This window comes from Paenibacillus lignilyticus (assembly GCF_017942085.1).
Classification (GTDB): domain Bacteria; phylum Bacillota; class Bacilli; order Paenibacillales; family Paenibacillaceae; genus Paenibacillus_Z; species Paenibacillus_Z lignilyticus.
Genome location: NZ_JAGKSP010000002.1, coordinates 877,368 through 896,966, shown reverse-complemented (window position 1 = coordinate 896,966; position 19,599 = coordinate 877,368). Strand labels below are relative to the sequence as shown.

The window sequence follows — 19,599 nt, the reverse complement described above, 5'->3', positions numbered from 1 at the left end:
TTCCTCCTAGGACGAATAAAGGACAGGCATGTAGGTTTCACCTTACATGATAAGAACGGATAGCGTCAAGAAGCTTATTTCGCCTAAGGTACCTAACAAAAGTTATATGGCCGAATCTAACATTTTGATGATGATCTAACATCTTTTAAATTGCGGTTGAAAGCGGTTTCTCCTATCGTTAGGTCAGACAGCGGACGTTCGAAATGAACGATAACGGGTCTAAGCATAGAGAAGGAGGAATCGCGTCGTGAATCAGACGGCATCTGAGAAAGGCATAATGAAAGCGCGTTCCGGCACAAGCGGGCCAAACCGATTTTTGCGTGAATGCATGCAGCAAAAATATTTGTACCTCATGGTACTCCCCGGCTTTTTGATCGTGCTGGTGTTTGCCTACTTTCCAATGTACGGCGTGCTTGTAGCATTCAAAGATTACAACGTGGCAAAGGGAATATGGGGGAGCGAATGGGTCGGTCTCAAATACTTTAAGCAATTTCTGGACAATCCAATGGCGTTGCGAACGATCAAAAACACGCTCATTCTCGGCGCTTACGGACTCGTATTCGGATTTCCGGCACCTATCATTCTAGCGCTGCTGCTTAATGAGATCAGGCATACGGCGTTAAAGAAGTTCGTGCAGACCGTCTCCTATTTCCCGCACTTCATATCTACCGTCATTATCGTGGGGATGCTCAAAGAGTTTGCATCGCTTGATGGCTTGTTTAACCAGATTACGGGGCTGTTCGGCCTAGAACCAATTAACTTTATGACAGAATCGAAATACTTCCGCACGTTGTTCATCGGCTCGGGCATCTGGCAGGGGATCGGATGGGGAACCATTCTATATTTAGCCGCTCTCAGCAATGCGGATCCCACGCTTTATGACGTGGCATCGATCGATGGAGCGAATCGGTGGCAGAAGATCAGGAATATATCGATTCCGGCTATTATGCCTACGATTATCATTTTGTTCATTTTGTCCGTAGGTGGAATTCTAGGTACCGATTTCATGAAAGTGCTGCTCATGTACAACCCGAGTACTTACGAGAAGGCTGATGTAATCGATACGTATGTGTACAGATTAGGGATTGAAGGTGGACGATTCGAGTATGCGGCAGCCGTCGGATTGATGTTATCGGCGGTATCCTTCCTATTCGTCCTCATTACGAATCGACTGTCACGCAAATACTCGGAAACGAGCTTATGGTAGGTGAATCGCATGGTATATAAATCAAGTTTGGGATCCCGTATTTTTGATGCGGTTAATATCGGACTCATGCTGCTGCTAGTGGTTGTAACGGTATACCCGCTGATCAATGTAATTTCGGTTTCCTTAAGTCACTCCGATTATATTTCGCTAGGGAAGGTAACATGGTTCCCAAGAGGGTTTAACACGATGGGATATAGCGTCATCTTCGAGAAGCCGATGCTCTACATCAGCTATCGCAATACGGTGCTTTATGCCGCGGCGGGTACACTGTTGACGCTGTTTCTGACATCGCTGATGGCGTATCCGCTCACGATTTCGAAATTTCAGCTCAAGAAAAGCATCACCGTATTTCTAGCCATTACGATGTTCTTCAGCGGAGGCATGATACCGACCTACTTGATCATCAAACAGCTGCATATGCTGAATACCTTCTGGGTTATGGTCGTGCCTGGCTGCATCAGCGCCTATAACGTCATTATTTTTCGGACATTCTTTCAAAATATTTCATCGGAGCTTCGGGAATCGGCTTATATCGACGGAGCGAATGACTTGGTCGTACTGTTCCGCATCTATTTGCCGCTGTCCAAGGCGCTGCTAGCCACCTTCGCCTTGTTCACTGTCGTGGCGCACTGGAATGTATGGTTTAATGCGCTGATTTATTTGAAGGACGAGAATCGGTATCCGCTGCAAATGTTCCTGCGCTCCATCATTTTCACGCAGCAGGAAGGGCAAAGCTCGCGGGTAAAGGAGATGATCCTGAACCGGCAGATCAATCCGAAAAACATCCAGATGGCGGCGATCGTCATCACCATGGCTCCGATTCTATGCATCTATCCGTTCGTGCAAAAGTATTTCGTCAAGGGCGTCATGGTAGGTTCTATCAAAGGGTAACGAGCTTCATCTCTGATTCTGTTGCATGCCCCATGAAAGGAGGTGAACGTTTCAACGAGGTTTGCGGCAGGGATAGAGAGTTGCATTTGCATTCCAAACCATTTCGTTCAACTTAGAGGGGGATCTAGTATGAAAAAATCGTTTTCGATCTTGAGAGTACTGATACTGATTACGCTAATATCGACTGTATTTCTAAGTGCATGCAGCAAATCGAATGATGGGAATACCTCTTCATCCAATAATTCCGAAGCGAACGCTCCCGCGAACGAAGCTTCCGCACCCGAGGAATTGAAGCTCAAGGTTGTGATCCCGCACTTCGGAGGCGATCCGACGGGAACGCTCATCCAGCAGCAATATGAGACAGAAATCGAAGCCTACATGGGGACTAAAGTCTCGATCGAGTGGACGCGCATTCCATGGGGCGAGTACAGGGAAAAAACGCAAATCATGCTGACAAGCAGCGATATTCCGGACGTTATGCTCGTGCTCGGCAACGATAATATTGTCAAATACGGCGAGCAAGGTCTTTTCCTTGACCTGAACAAATATATCGATCAAGAAGAGAACTACAAAACCTTCGTCGACGCTACCGAGAACAAAGAACAATACTTGATGACCGAGAACAATCAATTGTTTGCCTTCTACGACGGTTATTCGAATCCTTCTGATGTAGAGCCAAGCCAATACGCTGCCGCCTACCGTCTTGATGTATTCGAGAAGAACAACATCAAAGTACCGGCTACGCAAGAAGAAATGTATGCGGCCGCGAAGCAGCTGAAGGCGTTGTATCCGGATTCTTATCCGATCGGTCAAAGCGAACAGTATTTGGGCTACGACGGCATTCTGAACGCCAACCATACGTCGAGCGGCATTTACTGGAATGGCACGCAGTATGTATACGGACCGACTGAAGATGCGTACAAAGAGGGGCTCATGTTCCTTAACAAGCTTTATTCCGAGAAGCTGATCGATCCGGCCTTCTGGTCGGACGAGATCGATCAGGCGAAACCGAAAGCAACGAGCGGCAAAACGTTCATTTATCCGCAGCTGTGGTCTGGTTACGTTGCTGATTTCAATGCGAATAAGGAAGCGGGCGTAACATGGACGCTTGCGATGACGGCAGATAATCCAACATACGGTAAAGCGTGGAAGTACGACAGCGAGCCTAAAGGAAAAGGGCTGCGAAACGGCGCTGGCCTCGTCATTTCCGCGAAGACGAAACATCCGGAACAGGTCGTGAAACTGCTTGATTATCAATACAGCGACCAAATGATCGAGCTGTTGATGTGGGGGATCGAAGGCAAATCATACGAAGTGAAGGACGGACAAAAGCAGTATCTGCCAGCGCTCAAATCCGCTCCGGACTTCGTAGACCAGCTCGCGAAGATGGGGGTTTCCGCATCCATGAGCACGCGTCCTGGCATCGTCTTTACGCCGCAAGAGAGAATCGCCGTTTATACTTCGATTCCGGATGTGCTGTTCTACCACGACGGCAAGGCGCAATTGGAAAACTATTATATGGCGTCGAATAACTATGGCGGCAGCGAATCGATCTCGCCGAATGACAGAGCGCCGAAGGTGATGCTGTCTAAAGACGAAACCGATGAAGTAGCGAATACGATGACGCCGATCGACACGTATGTCAAAGAATCAGCGGTTAAATTTATTAAAGGCGAGATGGGCTTTGACCAGTGGGATAACTACCTGGATACGATCAAGAAAATGGGAGACTTGCAAGCGATTCTCGATTTGCAGAATAGTAAAGTGAAGAAATAATAAGGCAAATAAACCATTTCCTCCTTTGATGCTTCCGAACAAAGAGGGGATGGTTTATTCATACCGGAGGCTGAAGCGATGAGCAAGCATGACTTGATAGTTGATCAACCAATCGCCAGATGGGATGAGGCGCTGCCTCTAGGCAACGGATTGACCGGTTGCCTCTTATGGGGAAATGGGAAGCCGCTCCGATTCAGCTTGGACCGCGGCGATATTTGGGATTTACGGCTGGCGCCTGAGGTGCTGGATAACGGGTTCACCTATGCGGAAATGATCGATTGCGTGCGCCGCGGTGATCAAGAGTCGCTTCTTAACCGGTTCGACAGCTTCTATGAGACTTATCCTTACCCGACGAAATTGCCAGCGGGCAGTCTGGAACTGCGCTTCAGCAAGCACGCTGACAAGATGAGGAGTCATCTTGCCTTAGAAGAAGCTTGCGCGCATGTCCAGCTTACGTTCGGCGATCAGATGGTTGGCGTATCCAGCTTTCTGCACGCCTTGAACGGACTCGGTTATATCAGAATGACCGGGGCTGCGGAAACAGATGGATTTTTGGAAGTTCTGCCTCCGGATTACACGGGAGCGTTTCAGGAAGAAAGCAACGACCCCGTCTTTGCTACAAGCCTTACTCGGCTGGAGTACCCGGCCGCGGCTAAACACTCGGAAGGCAGCTTGCAATGGTTCTATCAGCGGACGTGCCATGAGCTGGAATATGCCATTGTCGTTGCGCAGCGGAAGACCGATGACGGTACGCGGGAATGGGTTTATGCGATAACGGCCAATCATGACGAAGAGAATTGGTTAGAGAATGCCAAGCGTAAAGTAACGGACGCGAGTATGGAAGGATTCGATCATGCGTTCCGCGAGCATGGTACTTGGTGGGGGCGTTATTGGGCGAAGAGCTCTATCTCGCTGCCGGACGCAGAAGCGGAGAAGCAGTGGTATTTGAACAACTATTTATTTGCTTCATGCTCGCGCAAAGGGGCGCCGCCGATGCCGCTGCAAGGCGTATGGACGGCGGATGAAGGGCTTCTGCCGCCGTGGAAAGGCGATTATCATCACGACTTGAATACAGAGCTTTGTTACTGGCACTATTTGAAGGCGAACCATCTGGAAGAAGGAGAAAGCTTTATCGATTTCTTGTGGGATCTGCGGCCTCAGGCCCATCGGTTCGCGCAAAGCTTCTTCGATGCCCCGGGTCTCAACCTGCCTTCGGTCATGACGCTTACTGGCGGAGCAATGGGTGGTTGGCCCATGTATTCCATGAGTATAACGAATGTCATCTGGGTGTGCCAGGCGTTTGATCATTACTGGCTTTATACAGGAGACCATGATTTTCTGCGCGATAAAGCTTATGTCTATTTCAAGGAAACCGCTGACTGCGTGCAGCGATGGCTAGTACCTGGCGAAGACGGCAAGCTGCGTCTGCCGGTATCGAGCTCGCCCGAGGTTCACGACAATTTGCTTGAGGCTTGGTTTGATCCCATGAGCAACTACGACCTTGCGCTTCTGATTTACTTGTTCCGTCGATTGAAGGATATGGCTGATTGGCTCGGTCATGAAGCTGATGCCGACAGATGGGCGAACGTGCTAGCGGGTCTTCCAGAGCTTGCCGTTAATGAGCGTCATGTGCTGATGCTGAATCCGAAAGAATCGCTTCAAGAAAGCCACCGGCACCACTCGCACATGATGGCGATTTATCCGCTGCAGCTGCTTGACCATCGAGGGTCTGAGCGTGATCGCAAAATCACCGATGCAACGATTGCGAACCTAGAGCGTCTCGGCAAAGGTCAATGGGTGGGCTACAGCTTTGCTTGGGCAGCTGCTTTCTATGCGCGGCAAGGCAATGGAGAAGCGGCGATTTATCATCTTCGGCAAATGTGGCAGCATACGTGCTCGCCGAACGGTTTTCATCTGAACGGGGACTACAAGCGAGCAGGCGTCTGCATGTTTCATTATCGTCCCTTTACACTGGAAGGCAACTTCGCTGCCGTTAGCGCACTGCAGGAAATGCTTTTGCATACGGACGGAGAAACGATTCGCGCATTTCCGGCTATTCCACGCGATTGGGCAAAGCGAAGCGTCGAATTCCGCGATTTTCGCGGCGAGATGGGCGTGCTTGTTTCGGCTAGGCTTCATGCAGACAAGCTTGAATATGTCGAACTTCGTGCCGAACGCGAAGGAACCTTCCGCGTACAGAATAGTTTCGCTGGAGAAAGGCTGATGTTGCGAATAGGCTCTAGCGGTCAAGAGGTTCATTGCAGCAGGAACGAGATATTCACGATCGCGCTGGAAGCGGGCGAAACGTGCATGATTACTTCACTCTAAGAGCGTTTGGACTATTTTCAAAATGAGTGGTGGTTTAGGAGTGTAGGTAATGTAGTTTTAATACAAAAATGTTCTGTCAGTGAACTGAGGTCAGATGCCTTTTCTCAACTATCGAGTAGTAAACACGAGGTACGAAGGTTTAAATGACAACAATAATGAATGTGAATTAACTTTGACAGAAACGCTTTGCAATCGTCTTCGAATCGGTTAAGGTGGAGTTATCTGAGAGGAAAAGGGGACTTTACTTATGGCGGAACAACGCATCGTGAAATGGGGCATCATGGGCCCGGGAGGCATCTCGGACAACTTCGCTACGGAGCTACCGCACGCGCCGGGCGCTGAGCTAGTCGCCGTCGCGGGACGCTCGCTCGAGAAGGCGCAAGCATTCGCCGAGAAATTCGGCATCCAGCGCGCTTATGGCAGCTGCGAGGAGCTCGCGGCCGATCCGGACGTCGAGATCGTCTACGTTGGCACGCTGCATCCGATCCACAAAGAGAACGCGCTGACGCTGCTGCGCGGCGGCAAGTCCGTGCTCTGCGAGAAGCCGTTCACGATCAACGCTGCCGAGGCTAGCGAGATTGCGGACTTGGCCCATCAGAAGGGTCTATTCCTAATGGAAGCGATGTGGACGCGGTATCTACCTGCAATCGTCAAGGTGAGGGAGTGGCTGGACAGCGGCGTGATCGGCGACGTGCGCATTGTAAAGGCCGAGTTCGGCTTCGACGCAGGCTGGAATCCCGAAGGTCGGCTGCTGAACAAGGAGAAGGGCGGCGGCACACTGCTCGACGCCGGAATCTACCCGGTTTCGTTCGCGTCGATGGTGTACGGCGGAGAGCAGCCTTCCACGATCTCGAGCTCCGTCCGGATCGGCGAGACAGGCGTGGATGAGCAGTTCTCGCTGCTGTTCGAATACAGCGGCGGCCGCACCGCCAGCCTGCACAGTTCGGTACGACTGTCCATGACCAACGAGGCCGTCATCTATGGCACGAAGGGGCGGATCGAAATTCCGAGATTCCTATTTGCCAAGGCCGCTACGCTGCATGTAAGCGGGGAGGAGCCGGTCGTCTTCAAACACGAGCTCGAGCCGTCGGGTCACTTCTATCAGGCGATCGAGGCGATGGATTGCCTGCGCGAGGGCCGCAAGGAGAGCGAAGTCTTGACTGTCGACGAGACTGTGCGTATCATGGAGACGCTTGACCGGATCCGTGAGCCATGGGGACTTAAGTATCCGAGCGAAGCGTGATAGGTCTAGCCGGATTCGGTCTTTCATAAAGCTAACGGGCACTATAGGACAACAAAAACAGGCTGCCAATATTGGCGGCCTGTTGCGCTATCCAACCCGATGCTTCAATCGGTCGGCTGAACTAAGGGCAAGTTATTTGGAGCCATAGTAAAATTGACAGGTCGCCTTCCTATACTGCTCGTTTGTGGTAGAGGTAACTATAGTCTCATCATGCGATTGAATGATGACTCCTGAGCCTAGAAGTTCGCCTTCTTGGAATATGACGATTGGACGAGTAAATATTCGCATTCTTTCGAAGTCTGCATGTGTATTCAGTTGGCGTATTTTAGGCATAAGTCCTCCATCGAGTATGACAATAGAACCAATGTATATTGTGATGAGATAAGAGTCAAGCGAAGTCTCCTCTGACGACGGCCCATCCATAATTAAAAGACCGAGGTGATCATGATGGAAGAGTTACTTTCAAGAATGAAGCATAAACACGGAAGGATAATTGACGGCAGGCGACATGTCTGGGATGTAGAGAAGCTGTGGGCGTTATCAATGAACTTACCCGTTCAGAAAATCCAGCTTGATTCCATCAAGGAGCTTGATCAGGATTGTTGGTTTACCGGCAGCAGGAATACACCAATCCCATCTATACGGAATGTCGCTCTTCACTGTCAGCGGATTATCAATGCAAACATGGAGTACCCCATATTATTATGTTCAGACGGACAACTCATTGATGGGGGGCACAGAATTGCACATGCATGGATTCATGGGCAAAATGAAATAGATGCCGTCTATCTTGCATTGCCGCCGGCGGATGTAATTCAGTAGTGGAAAAGGTTTACGTGGACGCCCAAACCGGAGAACAAGTGGATATTGAGTATGAACGTAACAACTAAAGCCCTAAACACAGGAAGGCTGCCGAGCAAATTGCTTAGGCAGCCTTCCTGTGTTTAGGGGCATTGCATTTACATCCGTTTAACCGAATCTCGTTCAATTAACTTGCTCTGCAGATACGTCGTCTTGCTATGCGCACTGTCATGCTTAATACGCCACAACATGCGGTGAACGGCTTCGGTCGCAAAATCATGTTTGCTGATATTCATGGAAGTAAGAGCAGGAGTTACGCTCTGGCTGAGGTCCGTGTTGTCAAAGCTGATAAGAGATACTTCGCCAGGCACGGAAATACCTTCCTTCTGCAGCTTGAGCAGCAGCTTGTAGGCAGCCATATCACAGTGACATACGAATGCGGTTGGAAGCTCAGCCGGAAGCTGGAAGTCCATCACATAGGAATTGTTGATATCATTATTTACGATTCGCCAGCTCGGATTAATCTCAAGCTGATGATAGGTAAGAGCTTTAATATAACCGCAGTAGCGGTCCATCACGCTGGTTGTGAATTGAGGATTGCCAACGAAACCGATCCGCGTATGTCCGTTCTGGATCAGGTAGTTCGTTACGGTATAGCCGGCTTGATAGTTATCCGCCAGTATGCAATCCAGAGTCATGCCCGCCTTGTAGAAATCAATGACTACTATGGGAAATGGACAGTCCAGCAGCATCTTCATGTAGTCTGCTTCAACCTCTCCGGCTACGAACAGTCCGTCCAGATCGCTCTGATCTTGAACGAGTGAGAGCGGAAGCGAGGCGCTCTGCTCCTGCTCGGGATCAAGAACATATAAAGATAAGCTGATATCCTTCTTAGCGCATTCCTGATTGGTATAATAATAGATTTTCGTATAGAAGTTATCCGATTCCAGAAAGAATCGCTTGGGTACAATGAGTCCCAGTTTGGAGACTGCAGTAGAAGGTTTGACGTTCCCCTTCTTGATATATCCCAGCTCACGGGCAGATTGAACGATACGTCGCTTTAACTCTTCGCTGACACCCGGCTGGTTGTTTAGAGCTTTAGATACGCTCACTTTCGTAATGCCGAGCTGCGCGGCAATGGTGTCTAGCGTAACTTTACCCACCTGCATGCGAATTTCCCCTAATAATGTCATTTTGACTGCTAACTAGATAGTATAAAAAGTTACTTAACAAGTCAATTGTAAAGTTATAAGTTTCCAGGCGACTTATCGGAATTTCAGCATAAAGTTACAATAAAGTTGGTTTTCAACATTACTTTACTTCATGAAAACCCGCGTATTTACTGGGTTTAATCGGTATTTCCAGCTGTTTACAGTCGCTTTTGACGAAGAATGAAATAACTTTATTTTAACCGTTGACAGGAAATAATAACCTAATTTATAATCGCTTACATAAGGTAATAAATACCTAGCGAAACAAATAGAGAAGTATTGGACAGGAGAGAGTGCCCTTGACGAAACCGAGGCGGTCACCGAGTAATCCTATTATTCAACCTCAAAATGTTAACGCTTCCAATCCGAATATGGAGGTCATCGGAGTATTCAATGCAGGAGTTACCCGCTACCTGGATGAAACGATCCTGCTGCTCCGCGTTGCTGAACGTCCGATTAACGATAATCCCGAGGTTTACGTAGTCCCCCTGTATCATCCTTCCGAAGACCGCATCGTGCTGCAAGAGATTGAACGCAAGCCGGAATACGATTTCTCCGATGTAAGAGTCATTCGCACGCCTGAACGAAATTACTTAACGTCTATGTCGCATTTAAGAATAGCGCGGAGCACAGACGGCATTCATTTCACAATCGAGTCCGAACCTACACTTCTTCCCAGCGGTCCGTACGAGAGCTATGGCATCGAAGATCCTCGCATTACATTAATAGACAACATCTATTACATCACCTACTCTGCAATTTCTGAATTGGGCATCTGCACCTCCATGATTACAACGGAAGATTTCATTACCTTTACGAGACAAGGAAACATTTTTCACCCCGATAACAAAGACGTTGCAATCTTCCCGGCTTCGATCGGAGGCAGTTACTATGCGCTTCACCGTCCATCTTGCTCCCATTACGGTCAACCGGAGATGTGGATTGCAGAATCCGGCGATCTCAAGCAATGGGGCAACCATCGTCACCTAATCGGCGTAAGGCCCGGTTTCTGGGACGACGGCCGAATCGGAGCAAGCGCAGTCCCGTTCGAAATCGAAGAGGGCTGGCTCGAAATTTATCACGGTGCCGATAAGTCCAACCGCTACTGCATCGGGGCGCTGCTGCTGGATAAGCATGAGCCATGGAAAGTCATTGCACGCAGTGTGGAGCCCATCATGGAGCCGGAGACGGACTATGAGCTGGAAGGATTTTTCGGGAATGTCATCTTCCCTTGCGGCGCTCTGCATGAAGAGGGTCTGGCGAAAATCTATTACGGGGCAAGCGATACCTCGATCGGTTACGCAGAGGTAACAATAGAAGCCATTAGAGCCAACCTTGGGCTCAAGCAGCTGAACAATCAACTATGAGTGTACACAAATGATAGACCAGAGGAGGAACAACCATGCCAGCTCCCCTAACGCTTGAGCGGCAAACGCAGTCGAAGCCACCGGCTGAGAGAAAGAAGAAGGACACGTTTTTGCGGGAGATCATGAAGAACCGGTATCTGTACTTGCTCACTTTGCCCGGCATTCTGTTTCTCATTGTGTTCAATTACTTGCCTATGGCCGGTCTGTACATGGCATTCGTGGATTACAATCCGATGGCAGGACTGTATGGACTGAAGAGTGAGTTCGTAGGGCTGATGAACTTCAAGTTCTTCTTTACCTCCAACGATTGGATTACGGTCACGATTAATACGATCTATCTGAACATCTTGTTCATCATTACAGGGCTCGCTGTTCAGATGTTTATGGCGATTGGTCTTAACGAAATTGGCAGCAAGACGGTGAAGAAGATTGCGCAGTCCTTTATGTTTCTGCCGAACTTTATTTCGTGGACGGTAATCTCGATCTTCTCGATCGCACTCTTCTCCACGGATGCGGGTGTTATCAATCATGTACTCGGATTATTCGGAATGGAGCCCGTCAATTACTATCAGGACGCATCTTGGTGGCCGTTCATCCTAGTCATGCTTCGACTGTGGAAAGGCGTTGGCTTCGGCACGGTCATCTACTTGGCAACCATTAGCGGTCTGGATCAAGAGATGTATGAGGCGGCTCGGATTGACGGGGCCAACCGGTTCCAATCGATTACGCGCATTACATTGCCAATGCTGAAGACAACTACACTGATGCTGTTCATCTTGTCAATCGGCGGTATTTTCTATGGAGACTTTGGCATGATCTATGCACTTGTGGGCGATAACCCGGTTCTGAGACCGACTACAGATGTCATTGACACGTATGTGTACCGCGCACTTCGCATGAACAACGATATTGGGATGTCGTCGGCAGTTGGCCTCTTCCAAGCTGTCGTCGGCTTCATCCTCGTACTCTCGGCTAATGGCATCACACGCAAGCTATCGAAGGATTCGGCACTGTTCTAAGCGCTGGCCTTGAAAGGAAGGAGGAATCGCCATGCACCACAAGACGATGGGTGACCGGACGCTGCTTACCGTCTTCTACATTACCATCATCGGATTCGCGCTCATCTGTATGCTGCCGTTATGGATTGCACTTGCCGCTTCGTTCACCAATGAACTGGAGCTGATTCGCAATGGATACAGCTTATGGATATCGCAGTTCGACCTGACCGCCTATAAGCTCATATTCACGGGAACGCAAAGTGTATACCGCGCTTATTCCGTTACCATCATCACGACCATCGGCGGCGTTATACTGACGCTCTTCCTTACGAGCTCGCTGGCTTACCCGCTGACTGTAAGTACCTTAAAGTACCGGCATCGGATTACTTTCTTCACGTATGTAACGATGGTGTTCAATGGTGGTTTGGTCCCGACGTACATTCTAACGACTCGCATGCTGCATTTACATAACAACATTTGGGTGCTGATCATCCCGGGTGCCTTGAACGGGTTCAACGTTTTCCTGATGAAGAATTACTTCTCTTCTCTCCCGGAGGCGTTGTCAGAGTCGGCGAAGATCGATGGGGCAAGCGAAATCTATATCTATTTCAAAATCATTCTGCCTCTATCGGCGCCAATTCTCGCGACTATCGGCTTATTCTCGGCAATGGGCTATTGGAATGAATGGTTCCGCGTTCTCCTGTTCATCGATGATCAGAAGCTGTTTACGCTTCAATACTTGATTATGCGGCTGCAGCAGCAGGCTGAGTTTCTGAACTCGTCGCTAAGTGCCGCGGCAAGGGCGGCGCTTGGCGGTGCGACGGTACCGACCATTGGCATTCGAGTAGCGACAGCGATGGTATCGATTGGTCCAATTGTTTTACTCTATCCATTCCTGCAGAAGTATTTTATCAAAGGCTTAACAGTCGGGGCTGTCAAAGGATAAGTGGAGCTTGACCAGATTCATATAGGCGTTCGTTCAGGCTATTACCGGGAGGCCGGTTAGCATATAGCGTTCCAATCAGATCGAGAGGGGTATACAAATGAGAAAAAAGTTGCATAAAAACGCGGCGCTTCTTGTTGCAGCGACATTGTCTCTTTCAGCATTGGCAGGTTGTTCAGGCAACAATTCGGAGGATAATGCCAATAAGGCCGCAAACACCACGAACAAGGCAGCCGAGACGAATACGGCGGCAACCAACGACACTTCTAACGCAGCAGAAACAACCGAGAGCACGGCTCCCGAAGAAGTGACGCTTGAATTCTACATGCCTTCTCCAACTGCGAACGTCAACGATCTGGAAGCCGTGCTCGACAAGTTCTACGAAGAAACGAAAGATACGCTGAACACCAAGATTCATTTTAACTTCACGACATTTGATGACATCGGCCAGAAGGTTTCCTTGAAGCTGGCAGCCGGCGAGCAAGTGGACAGCGTATTTACGGCGCAGTGGACGAATCCGAATATCAGCGCGATGATTTCGAAAGATCAGCTCGTCAATTTGGACTCTTACTTCAATAATGATAAATACCCGGGTCTGAAGAAAGCTTTTACGCCGGAATATCTCAAGAACAACAGCTTCGCAGACAAAACAGGCAGCTCGCATGTATATGGCATTCCGTTTACGCATGCTTTCAGCGGCGGCGCAACCATCTATTACCGCAAGGACATGGCTGAGAAATACGGCATCGGCGAGATTAAGTCACTTGCTGACTTGGAGAAGTTCTACGATGCAGTACTTGCCAATGACAAAGGGATTGTTCCATTTACGTTCAACGGCAGCACAGATTACGTTTCCGATTTGCTGCTCACGATGACGCAGCCGCTTACATCAAAGCATAACTACATGGTGAACATGGGCGGTACAAGTGTCAGCGTCGCCATTAAGCCGGACGGAACGGCTTATGCAGCAAAAACAATCGATGGCTACAGTGATCCGGAATTCTTGAAGCTGCTTCCTGAGCCGATGAATACAATGGATCCGCTGAAAGGGTTCAAAATGGTTCGCGAATGGTACAAGAAAGGTTACTTAGAGAAGGATATCTTGGCACAGAAGGATCCGGATGGCCAATTTATGTCCGGCAAGGCAGCATCGGTGTTCCGTACGCTTGATATTTACTCTTCGGAAAGCCAACAGCTTGAAACATCCATTCCGGGCGCGAAGATCGGTGCATACGTCATTACACCGGGCCTTATGGATGGAACGGCGAAAGCGGTGGGAAGCGACTTTAAAGCGTGGAACTTCGCGGCTATTCCTGCAAACTCCAAAAACGTTGACCGCACAATTGCATTCTTCGACTGGTTGTTTGCGAACCAAGAGAATCATGACCTGTTCGAGTTCGGCATTGCAGGCAAACACTGGCAGGCAGAAGGTACAACGAAGTACTCCTACCCAGCAACAGTTGATGCAGCAACGAACTACAACTTCCCGGGCTTCACGCTTACTTGGAACCCAACAATGGTTCGTTATGACAGCAAGACACCGGATAACATTGTAACGATGCTGAACAACATGGGCGATACAAACTTCTTCTACAAGATGCCGAATGCCGGCTTTAGCTTCGTGCCTGACAGCGTGAAGACAGAAGTTGCGAAAGTAAGCGAGGTTCGCACGCAGCTTTACACAATCGGTCATGGCGTAGTGGATGATGCAGCAGGTAATCTGACTAAAATCCAGAAGGCACTCGATAAAGCAGGGTACCAGAAGGTAGTCGCTGAAGTGGAGAAACAATTTAACGAGTTCTTGAAAACAAATCCATACGAAGGTCAATAACATAAGCAAATCGCATGAAAAGGCGAATAGGCTCTCGATTCCTTGGGAGCCTGTTTGTTTGTCATTAATGAAGAGGAGCCATGAGCTCTCCAAAGGAGGAGATCGAAATGCTGGAACCCGTCGTCAAACCGGGCGAATTTACGGAGCTTGACCGATTCATGTTTGAATCATGGGGGTATTTTGTCATTCCGAACGTACTGAGCCCTGAAGAAGTTGCCGCATGTCTGGAAGCTTCGCAGCGTCTGCATGCCGATCAGCCGAAGAAAGTGTCCCATCAGGTCGGCGAAGGCTATGCCAGCGAACCGGCATTGGAGCGGCTAATTGATCACCCGGCTGCCATGCCCAAGGTGCGCGGTTTGTACGGATCCGATAACATCATACTTCAATCCGCATGGTGCACGGTTCAGCCTGCAGGGGGTAAACATGGCGGCTGGCATCAGGATGGATCGAGCGCATTTGATTTTAAGCTGCTAGGGCATCCGATTCCGCTTCTTCAGCTCCGAGTATCGTACTTGCTGACCGACCAAAGCGAGCCGGGCAAAGGAAATATGGAAATGATTCCGGGCAGCCATCGCAGCCGTGTCCCCATGCCGGATAGTGTTCGGAAGGGCACGGAGGATTGTCCGCTGCGTCATGTGGTCTGTGCGCCTGCAGGTTCGGCATTGGTGTTTCATAACGCGGTGTGGCATCGTTCGCACGAGCATAATCACGACTATGACCGGTACACGATGCATTATATTTACAGCCCGCCGTGGCTTCGTTATTCCGATCGGTTCGAGAATGATACCGAGCTTATGAATCGGACGACGCCTCTGCGTCGCGGCATTCTAGGCGACTTTGCCAAACCGGATTCGACTTATGCCGGAGGTTACCGGACACCGCCTTACGAAGAGTAGCACTCTTCATCCCCATACAGGAGGTACTATTCGAATGTTCATGTTACACAAACATACAACGGCGCAGAGCTGCGCGGAATTGCTGGAGCAGTTCGAACGGCAGCCGAAGGGGATTCAACCCGGGGTGCAGCTTCAATTTGTAGGCGTCGGTCCTCGGGACGTTTACAATATTTCAGCCCCTTTCTTGGATAAAGGGGAACCCATCATCGCGGGACGCGTCGAGAGCCGCGAAACCGAGCTATCCGAAGTCGTCTTCTTCCATCAGCGGGGTGAATCGTGGGTTCCGCATCCTTCCCATGCGCCATACCAACTGCAAGATCCGTTCTTTACCCGTATTAAGGGGGAGCTGATTTTCGGTGGCGTGAAGCTCGTGATGGATCCGGCTGACCCGGACAAAATCATCTCGTGGGTAACGGAGTTTTATCGGGGGCAGGATATCGCAAGCTTGTCGCTGTTCTTGACGGGACCGGATCATATGAAGGATGTGCGCCTGATCGAATTGGCGAACGGTGAAATCGGCGTACTAACGAGACCGCAGGGCGAGAAGGGCGGCCGAGGCAAGATCGGCTTCTTCAAATGTGCGGAGCTGGAAGACATTACGGCAGAACGAATTGCGGATGCGCCTGTATTTCAAGATCAGTTCTTGGAACTGGAGTGGGGCGGAGCGAATGAACCCCATCTGCTCTCCAATGGTTTAGTGGGCGTGCTGGGGCATATTGCTTCCTTCGAAGGCGAAGACAGGCATTATCAAGCGATGACGTTCGCCATTCATCCGGATACGTTTGAGAAAACACCGATGAAAATCATCGCAAGGCGGTCCAGCTTTCCGGAGGGCGCAGCCAAGCGGCCGGATCTGACGGATGTTATTTTCAGCGGGGGGATTGTAAGGAAGCCGAACGGCCTTGCTGATCTTTATGTGGGGGCGAGTGATGCCGAGGCGTATCGCATTGAAATCGGCGATCCTTTTCTGGAGTACGAACAGTTATAACACTCGATAACCGCTCCGTCTCCTTAACGGTCTTTCCGGATACGACCCATGCCGCTCCGATCGCACAGGCGAGCATCGGTTACGTAGATTCATTGCCGAATCAGCCTGTCAATTACAGTATGATCGATTGGAATCAGCGGGCAAGGGACTTTGACTCCGTTGTGTTTGATTTCGCGTCAACGGGGACTTATAAGCCGCTTGCATTATGGGATGTCGCGCATCTGAATATGACGACGACGACCTTTAAGCTTCCTGCTTATGTTGGACCTGCCAGCGTAATCCCTGATGGCAAACAAGAGGCCATTGCAGGAATGGCAGCTGTTCTGGGCGGCGCACTTACAGGCATTAATAAGAGCAATCAGACCGGCAATGGCTACTCCAATGTCAATTGGGGTATGATTTTACGGCCAATGCTCCTTTTACCGGCAGTCGCACGGAGCCGGATGCAGCAATAGGAGCGGGCTTGCTGCAATATTGGGCTTACAAGAAAATCGGAACGGCGAACTATTTGAACGCGGCAAAATGGAGCATGAACTTCCTGCAAAATCAAACGAGCAATCCATCCTACGAAGCGCTCGAATACTGGGGGCCGCTGCTGGCATCGCGGTTAAATGCGGAGCAAGGCGGAAACTACGATGTGACCAAGCTGATGAATTGGGCATTCGATACGAATTCCGGCCATCGTCCGAGCTGGGGCGGGCTCAAAGGCAGCTTTGGCAGTTATGCGATGGATGGACTGATGGGCTCCAATAATGACAATGGCGGGAATTATGCGTTTGCCATGAACACCTTTGCCGCGGCGATGGGAATCGTTCCCGTAGCGAGATACGACCAGCGGTATGCACGCGCAATCGGCAAATGGATGCTTAATGCTGCGAGTAATGCCAGACTCTACTACGGCGATCAAGTAAGGGCAACTCTGCAAGATAGCGCATTTTGGACAGGCGACCCGAATCATGGCATTCCGTATGAAGGCTTGCGTTACCGGAAAATCGGTGACAGCACGAAGGCACCATTTGCGACGGGAGACCCTTTGACCCGCAACGAGTGACCCGCAATCGATCTATGTGGATTTAGGAGCCCCGAAGACGATAGGCGGCGTCAAGCTGAATTGGGAGGCGGCTTATGCGAGCAGCTTCAAAATACAAGTGTCGACGGATGCCGCGAACTGGACGGATGTTTATACGACAACGACGGGGACCGGCGGGATACAGAACGTCACTTTCAACCCGGTGAATGCTCGGTATGTAAGAATGAATGGAACGGCGAGAGGGACGCAATATGCTTACTCGATCTATGAGTTCGAGGTCTATGCGCCAACTAATCTGGCATTAGGGAAGACGGCAACGGCAAGCTCCGTGCAAAATGGCAATGCAGCGGGCTATGTTACGGATGGAACGACAGCAACGAGATGGGAATCCGCAACAAGTGATCCGCAGTGGATCTACGTTGATCTTGGCTCATCGCAATCGGTAGCGCGGGCCATTATCAGATGGGAAGCGGCTTATGCCAGCAGCTTCAAAATCCAGACATCCCCCGACGGCAGCACGTGGACGGATAAATATTCGACGACTACCGGAACAGGCGGGGGATCGAACATTACCTTTGCCGCGACGAATGCCAAATTCGTAAGGATGTCCGGCACCGTGCGGGGAACCACATATGCGTATTCGATTTATGATTTTGAAGTGTACGGCAACTAGGTCACGGCTTTGCCCATTTGTTCACCCCCATTTATCCCCGAGAATTTGCAGCACTTCGCATATATGCGGAGTGCTGTTGTCAATTTAGACTTTGCAATTCTATGAAAATCCCAAACATCCTCCGGTGCACTTGAATAGAGTAATAGAGTAGTCAAGCTGTTGAGAGGGAGGAATGACGAATGGCTGTCAGCAAACAACAGATTTCAAAGTATTACGGTAAGAAGATCTATGCGGTTAAGAAAGACGGAACCGTAGTTACAGGGACACTGTCGCAAATTCAAGGGAACCGTGTGATCCTTACGCAAGAAAAAGGCAAAACAGTAAAAGTGAAATTTCTTCTCCCATTGTTACTGTTCGATTTACTCGCAATTGGTCTATTCACAGGCTTTGGCGGGTACGGCGGTTATTATGACGGATATGGCGGATACGATTATTTCTATTAAGGTTTGATTGGAGGCTCATCTTTCCGCGCTCGCTGCGGGAAGGTGGGCTTTTGTTTGTTCTTGTGCGTTCATATTAAGGATATAAATATACGACAGATAACTTTATGGCTTTAACTATAAAGATATAAAGAATAGTTTGATAAACCAGGAGATTGGTGAAGAATACAGAAGTTAAAGCTTCTACAGGGAATTCTTTTAAAATTGAGGGGAAGAATGATAGTAGGGATTCATTGATTCAAAAAGTAGAAGGGGAAGATCGGTATGGTAGCTGACTGGAAACAAGTTGAGGAAGCATTGAGGGAAATTGAGGTCGTGGGACATGAGAACAATAAGCCTGTTTCCGTCATTGGTTTTTCGGAAGATTTGCGCTGCATCGGCATCGGCACGGATGCGGCGGTCTTCTATTACCCGAACACTCCTGATTACGCATTTAAAGTCTATTCCGCTCAGTCATTGGAGAAGAAGGAAGTGGAAGCCGAAATATACAAACGCTTAGAAGGATCGCCGTATTTCGCCCACTGCTACGGATCCGGACCTAATTATTTGGTATTAAGTTTCGAACAAGGCATTACCTTATATGATTGTCTTCTGCAAGGCGTCCACGTTTCGGAACAGGTCATACAAGATGTGGAACATGCCCGAGAGTTTGTCCGTAGTCTGGGGCTGAACCCCAGGGATATTCATTTGAAAAATGTTCTTTTGCAAGAAGGTAGAGGGAAGGTTCTTGATGTATCGGAATACATCAAGGAGGGAAACGACAGCCGGTGGGAGCACTTGGTATGGACATACAAACATTTTTATCCCCTGGTCAGCGAAGTACAGATCCCTTTATGGATCTTGGAAACGATAACGAATTGGTATAACCGGATCGATACAGCAAGTTTTGGAATAGAAGATTTCTCTAAACGAGTGAGCCAGCTTTTCTTTGGGAAACGCAAATGAGAAAGAGTTTTCAAATATCCTCTCATTAAAA

General features: G+C 49.4%; 18 protein-coding genes. 17 read left to right on the top strand and 1 reads right to left on the bottom strand.

What is annotated here, in order from left to right; genetic code table 11:
- The first annotated feature begins 277 nt into the window (after nt 1–277).
- The 6 genes from I8J30_RS09005 to I8J30_RS08980 all read left to right on the top strand — a co-directional run bounded on the left by I8J30_RS09005 (nt 278) and on the right by I8J30_RS08980 (nt 8,267).
- The gene (locus tag I8J30_RS09005) at nt 278–1,207 is read left to right on the top strand and encodes an ABC transporter permease (protein ID WP_240547999.1); all 930 of its coding nucleotides are present in this window, start codon (nt 278–280) and stop codon (nt 1,205–1,207) included.
- A 9-nt stretch (nt 1,208–1,216) separates the two neighbouring features.
- The gene (locus I8J30_RS09000; protein ID WP_210657314.1) at nt 1,217–2,098 is read left to right on the top strand and encodes a carbohydrate ABC transporter permease; all 882 of its coding nucleotides are present in this window, start codon (nt 1,217–1,219) and stop codon (nt 2,096–2,098) included.
- A gap of 129 nt (nt 2,099–2,227) precedes the next feature.
- Nucleotides 2,228–3,874 carry an extracellular solute-binding protein gene (locus tag I8J30_RS08995; protein ID WP_210657312.1) on the top strand — a complete coding sequence of 549 codons (1,647 nt, stop codon included), beginning with the start codon at nt 2,228–2,230 and terminating at the stop codon, nt 3,872–3,874.
- A gap of 78 nt (nt 3,875–3,952) precedes the next feature.
- A complete protein-coding gene (locus tag I8J30_RS08990; protein WP_210657310.1) occupies nt 3,953–6,202 on the top strand; it encodes a glycosyl hydrolase family 95 catalytic domain-containing protein in 2,250 nt (749 codons plus the stop codon).
- A 247-nt stretch (nt 6,203–6,449) separates the two neighbouring features.
- Nucleotides 6,450–7,445, top strand: a complete 996-nt coding sequence (locus I8J30_RS08985) for a Gfo/Idh/MocA family protein (RefSeq protein ID WP_210657309.1) — start codon at nt 6,450–6,452, stop codon at nt 7,443–7,445.
- Between the two features lie 444 nt (nt 7,446–7,889).
- On the top strand, nt 7,890–8,267 hold the full coding sequence (locus tag I8J30_RS08980; RefSeq protein ID WP_210657307.1) for a hypothetical protein: 378 nt from the start codon (nt 7,890–7,892) through the stop codon (nt 8,265–8,267).
- 137 nt (nt 8,268–8,404) lie between these two features.
- On the opposite strand, the gene I8J30_RS08975 is transcribed toward I8J30_RS08980, so the two are convergent.
- Nucleotides 8,405–9,415 (bottom strand): LacI family DNA-binding transcriptional regulator, encoded by a 1,011-nt coding sequence (locus tag I8J30_RS08975; protein ID WP_210657304.1) that lies wholly within the window; start codon nt 9,413–9,415, stop codon nt 8,405–8,407.
- 341 nt (nt 9,416–9,756) lie between these two features.
- On the opposite strand from I8J30_RS08975, the gene I8J30_RS08970 reads away from it, so the two are divergent.
- The 11 genes from I8J30_RS08970 (at nt 9,757) to I8J30_RS08920 (ending at nt 19,568) form a co-directional block, all read left to right on the top strand.
- Nucleotides 9,757–10,824, top strand: a complete 1,068-nt coding sequence (locus I8J30_RS08970; RefSeq protein ID WP_240547915.1) for a glycoside hydrolase family 130 protein — start codon at nt 9,757–9,759, stop codon at nt 10,822–10,824.
- A 35-nt stretch (nt 10,825–10,859) separates the two neighbouring features.
- The gene (locus I8J30_RS08965; protein WP_210657303.1) at nt 10,860–11,843 is read left to right on the top strand and encodes an ABC transporter permease; all 984 of its coding nucleotides are present in this window, start codon (nt 10,860–10,862) and stop codon (nt 11,841–11,843) included.
- A gap of 31 nt (nt 11,844–11,874) precedes the next feature.
- Nucleotides 11,875–12,768: a carbohydrate ABC transporter permease gene (locus I8J30_RS08960; protein ID WP_210657301.1), complete on the top strand. Its 894-nt coding sequence runs from the start codon at nt 11,875–11,877 to the stop codon at nt 12,766–12,768.
- A gap of 97 nt (nt 12,769–12,865) precedes the next feature.
- Entirely contained in the window at nt 12,866–14,596 is a 1,731-nt protein-coding gene (locus tag I8J30_RS08955; RefSeq protein WP_210657299.1) for a DUF3502 domain-containing protein, read from the top strand.
- A 107-nt stretch (nt 14,597–14,703) separates the two neighbouring features.
- Nucleotides 14,704–15,492, top strand: coding sequence for a phytanoyl-CoA dioxygenase family protein (locus tag I8J30_RS08950; RefSeq protein WP_210657297.1), 789 nt, complete (start codon nt 14,704–14,706; stop codon nt 15,490–15,492).
- 40 nt (nt 15,493–15,532) lie between these two features.
- Nucleotides 15,533–16,480, top strand: coding sequence for a DUF1861 family protein (locus I8J30_RS08945; protein ID WP_210657610.1), 948 nt, complete (start codon nt 15,533–15,535; stop codon nt 16,478–16,480).
- A gap of 92 nt (nt 16,481–16,572) precedes the next feature.
- Nucleotides 16,573–16,935 (top strand): hypothetical protein, encoded by a 363-nt coding sequence (locus tag I8J30_RS08940; RefSeq protein ID WP_210657295.1) that lies wholly within the window; start codon nt 16,573–16,575, stop codon nt 16,933–16,935.
- A gap of 8 nt (nt 16,936–16,943) precedes the next feature.
- Entirely contained in the window at nt 16,944–17,531 is a 588-nt protein-coding gene (locus I8J30_RS08935; RefSeq protein ID WP_210657293.1) for a hypothetical protein, read from the top strand.
- A 16-nt stretch (nt 17,532–17,547) separates the two neighbouring features.
- Nucleotides 17,548–18,183, top strand: a complete 636-nt coding sequence (locus I8J30_RS32960; RefSeq protein WP_338044837.1) for a discoidin domain-containing protein — start codon at nt 17,548–17,550, stop codon at nt 18,181–18,183.
- Between the two features lie 179 nt (nt 18,184–18,362).
- On the top strand, nt 18,363–18,626 hold the full coding sequence (locus tag I8J30_RS08925) for a 50S ribosomal protein L33 (RefSeq protein WP_210657291.1): 264 nt from the start codon (nt 18,363–18,365) through the stop codon (nt 18,624–18,626).
- Between the two features lie 261 nt (nt 18,627–18,887).
- Complete coding sequence (locus tag I8J30_RS08920; RefSeq protein ID WP_210657290.1) at nt 18,888–19,568, top strand: serine/threonine protein kinase; 681 nt, start codon at nt 18,888–18,890, stop codon at nt 19,566–19,568.
- The last annotated feature ends 31 nt before the right edge of the window (nt 19,569–19,599 follow it).

Bases quoted from the DNA above. Each gene is read 5' to 3' on its own strand.
- I8J30_RS08965 (WP_210657303.1), top strand. From the start codon at position 10,860: ATGCCAGCTCCCCTAACGCTTGAGCGGCAAACGCAGTCGAAGCCACCG.
- I8J30_RS09000 (WP_210657314.1), top strand. From the start codon at position 1,217: ATGGTATATAAATCAAGTTTGGGATCCCGTATTTTTGATGCGGTTAAT.
- I8J30_RS08975 (WP_210657304.1), bottom strand. From the start codon at position 9,415: ATGCAGGTGGGTAAAGTTACGCTAGACACCATTGCCGCGCAGCTCGGC.
- I8J30_RS08920 (WP_210657290.1), top strand. From the start codon at position 18,888: ATGGTAGCTGACTGGAAACAAGTTGAGGAAGCATTGAGGGAAATTGAG.
- I8J30_RS08955 (WP_210657299.1), top strand. From the start codon at position 12,866: ATGAGAAAAAAGTTGCATAAAAACGCGGCGCTTCTTGTTGCAGCGACA.
- I8J30_RS08985 (WP_210657309.1), top strand. From the start codon at position 6,450: ATGGCGGAACAACGCATCGTGAAATGGGGCATCATGGGCCCGGGAGGC.
- I8J30_RS08980 (WP_210657307.1), top strand. From the start codon at position 7,890: ATGATGGAAGAGTTACTTTCAAGAATGAAGCATAAACACGGAAGGATA.
- I8J30_RS08960 (WP_210657301.1), top strand. From the start codon at position 11,875: ATGCACCACAAGACGATGGGTGACCGGACGCTGCTTACCGTCTTCTAC.
- I8J30_RS08925 (WP_210657291.1), top strand. From the start codon at position 18,363: ATGGCTGTCAGCAAACAACAGATTTCAAAGTATTACGGTAAGAAGATC.
- I8J30_RS09005 (WP_240547999.1), top strand. From the start codon at position 278: ATGAAAGCGCGTTCCGGCACAAGCGGGCCAAACCGATTTTTGCGTGAA.
- I8J30_RS08995 (WP_210657312.1), top strand. From the start codon at position 2,228: ATGAAAAAATCGTTTTCGATCTTGAGAGTACTGATACTGATTACGCTA.
- I8J30_RS08945 (WP_210657610.1), top strand. From the start codon at position 15,533: ATGTTACACAAACATACAACGGCGCAGAGCTGCGCGGAATTGCTGGAG.
- I8J30_RS08990 (WP_210657310.1), top strand. From the start codon at position 3,953: ATGAGCAAGCATGACTTGATAGTTGATCAACCAATCGCCAGATGGGAT.
- I8J30_RS08950 (WP_210657297.1), top strand. From the start codon at position 14,704: ATGCTGGAACCCGTCGTCAAACCGGGCGAATTTACGGAGCTTGACCGA.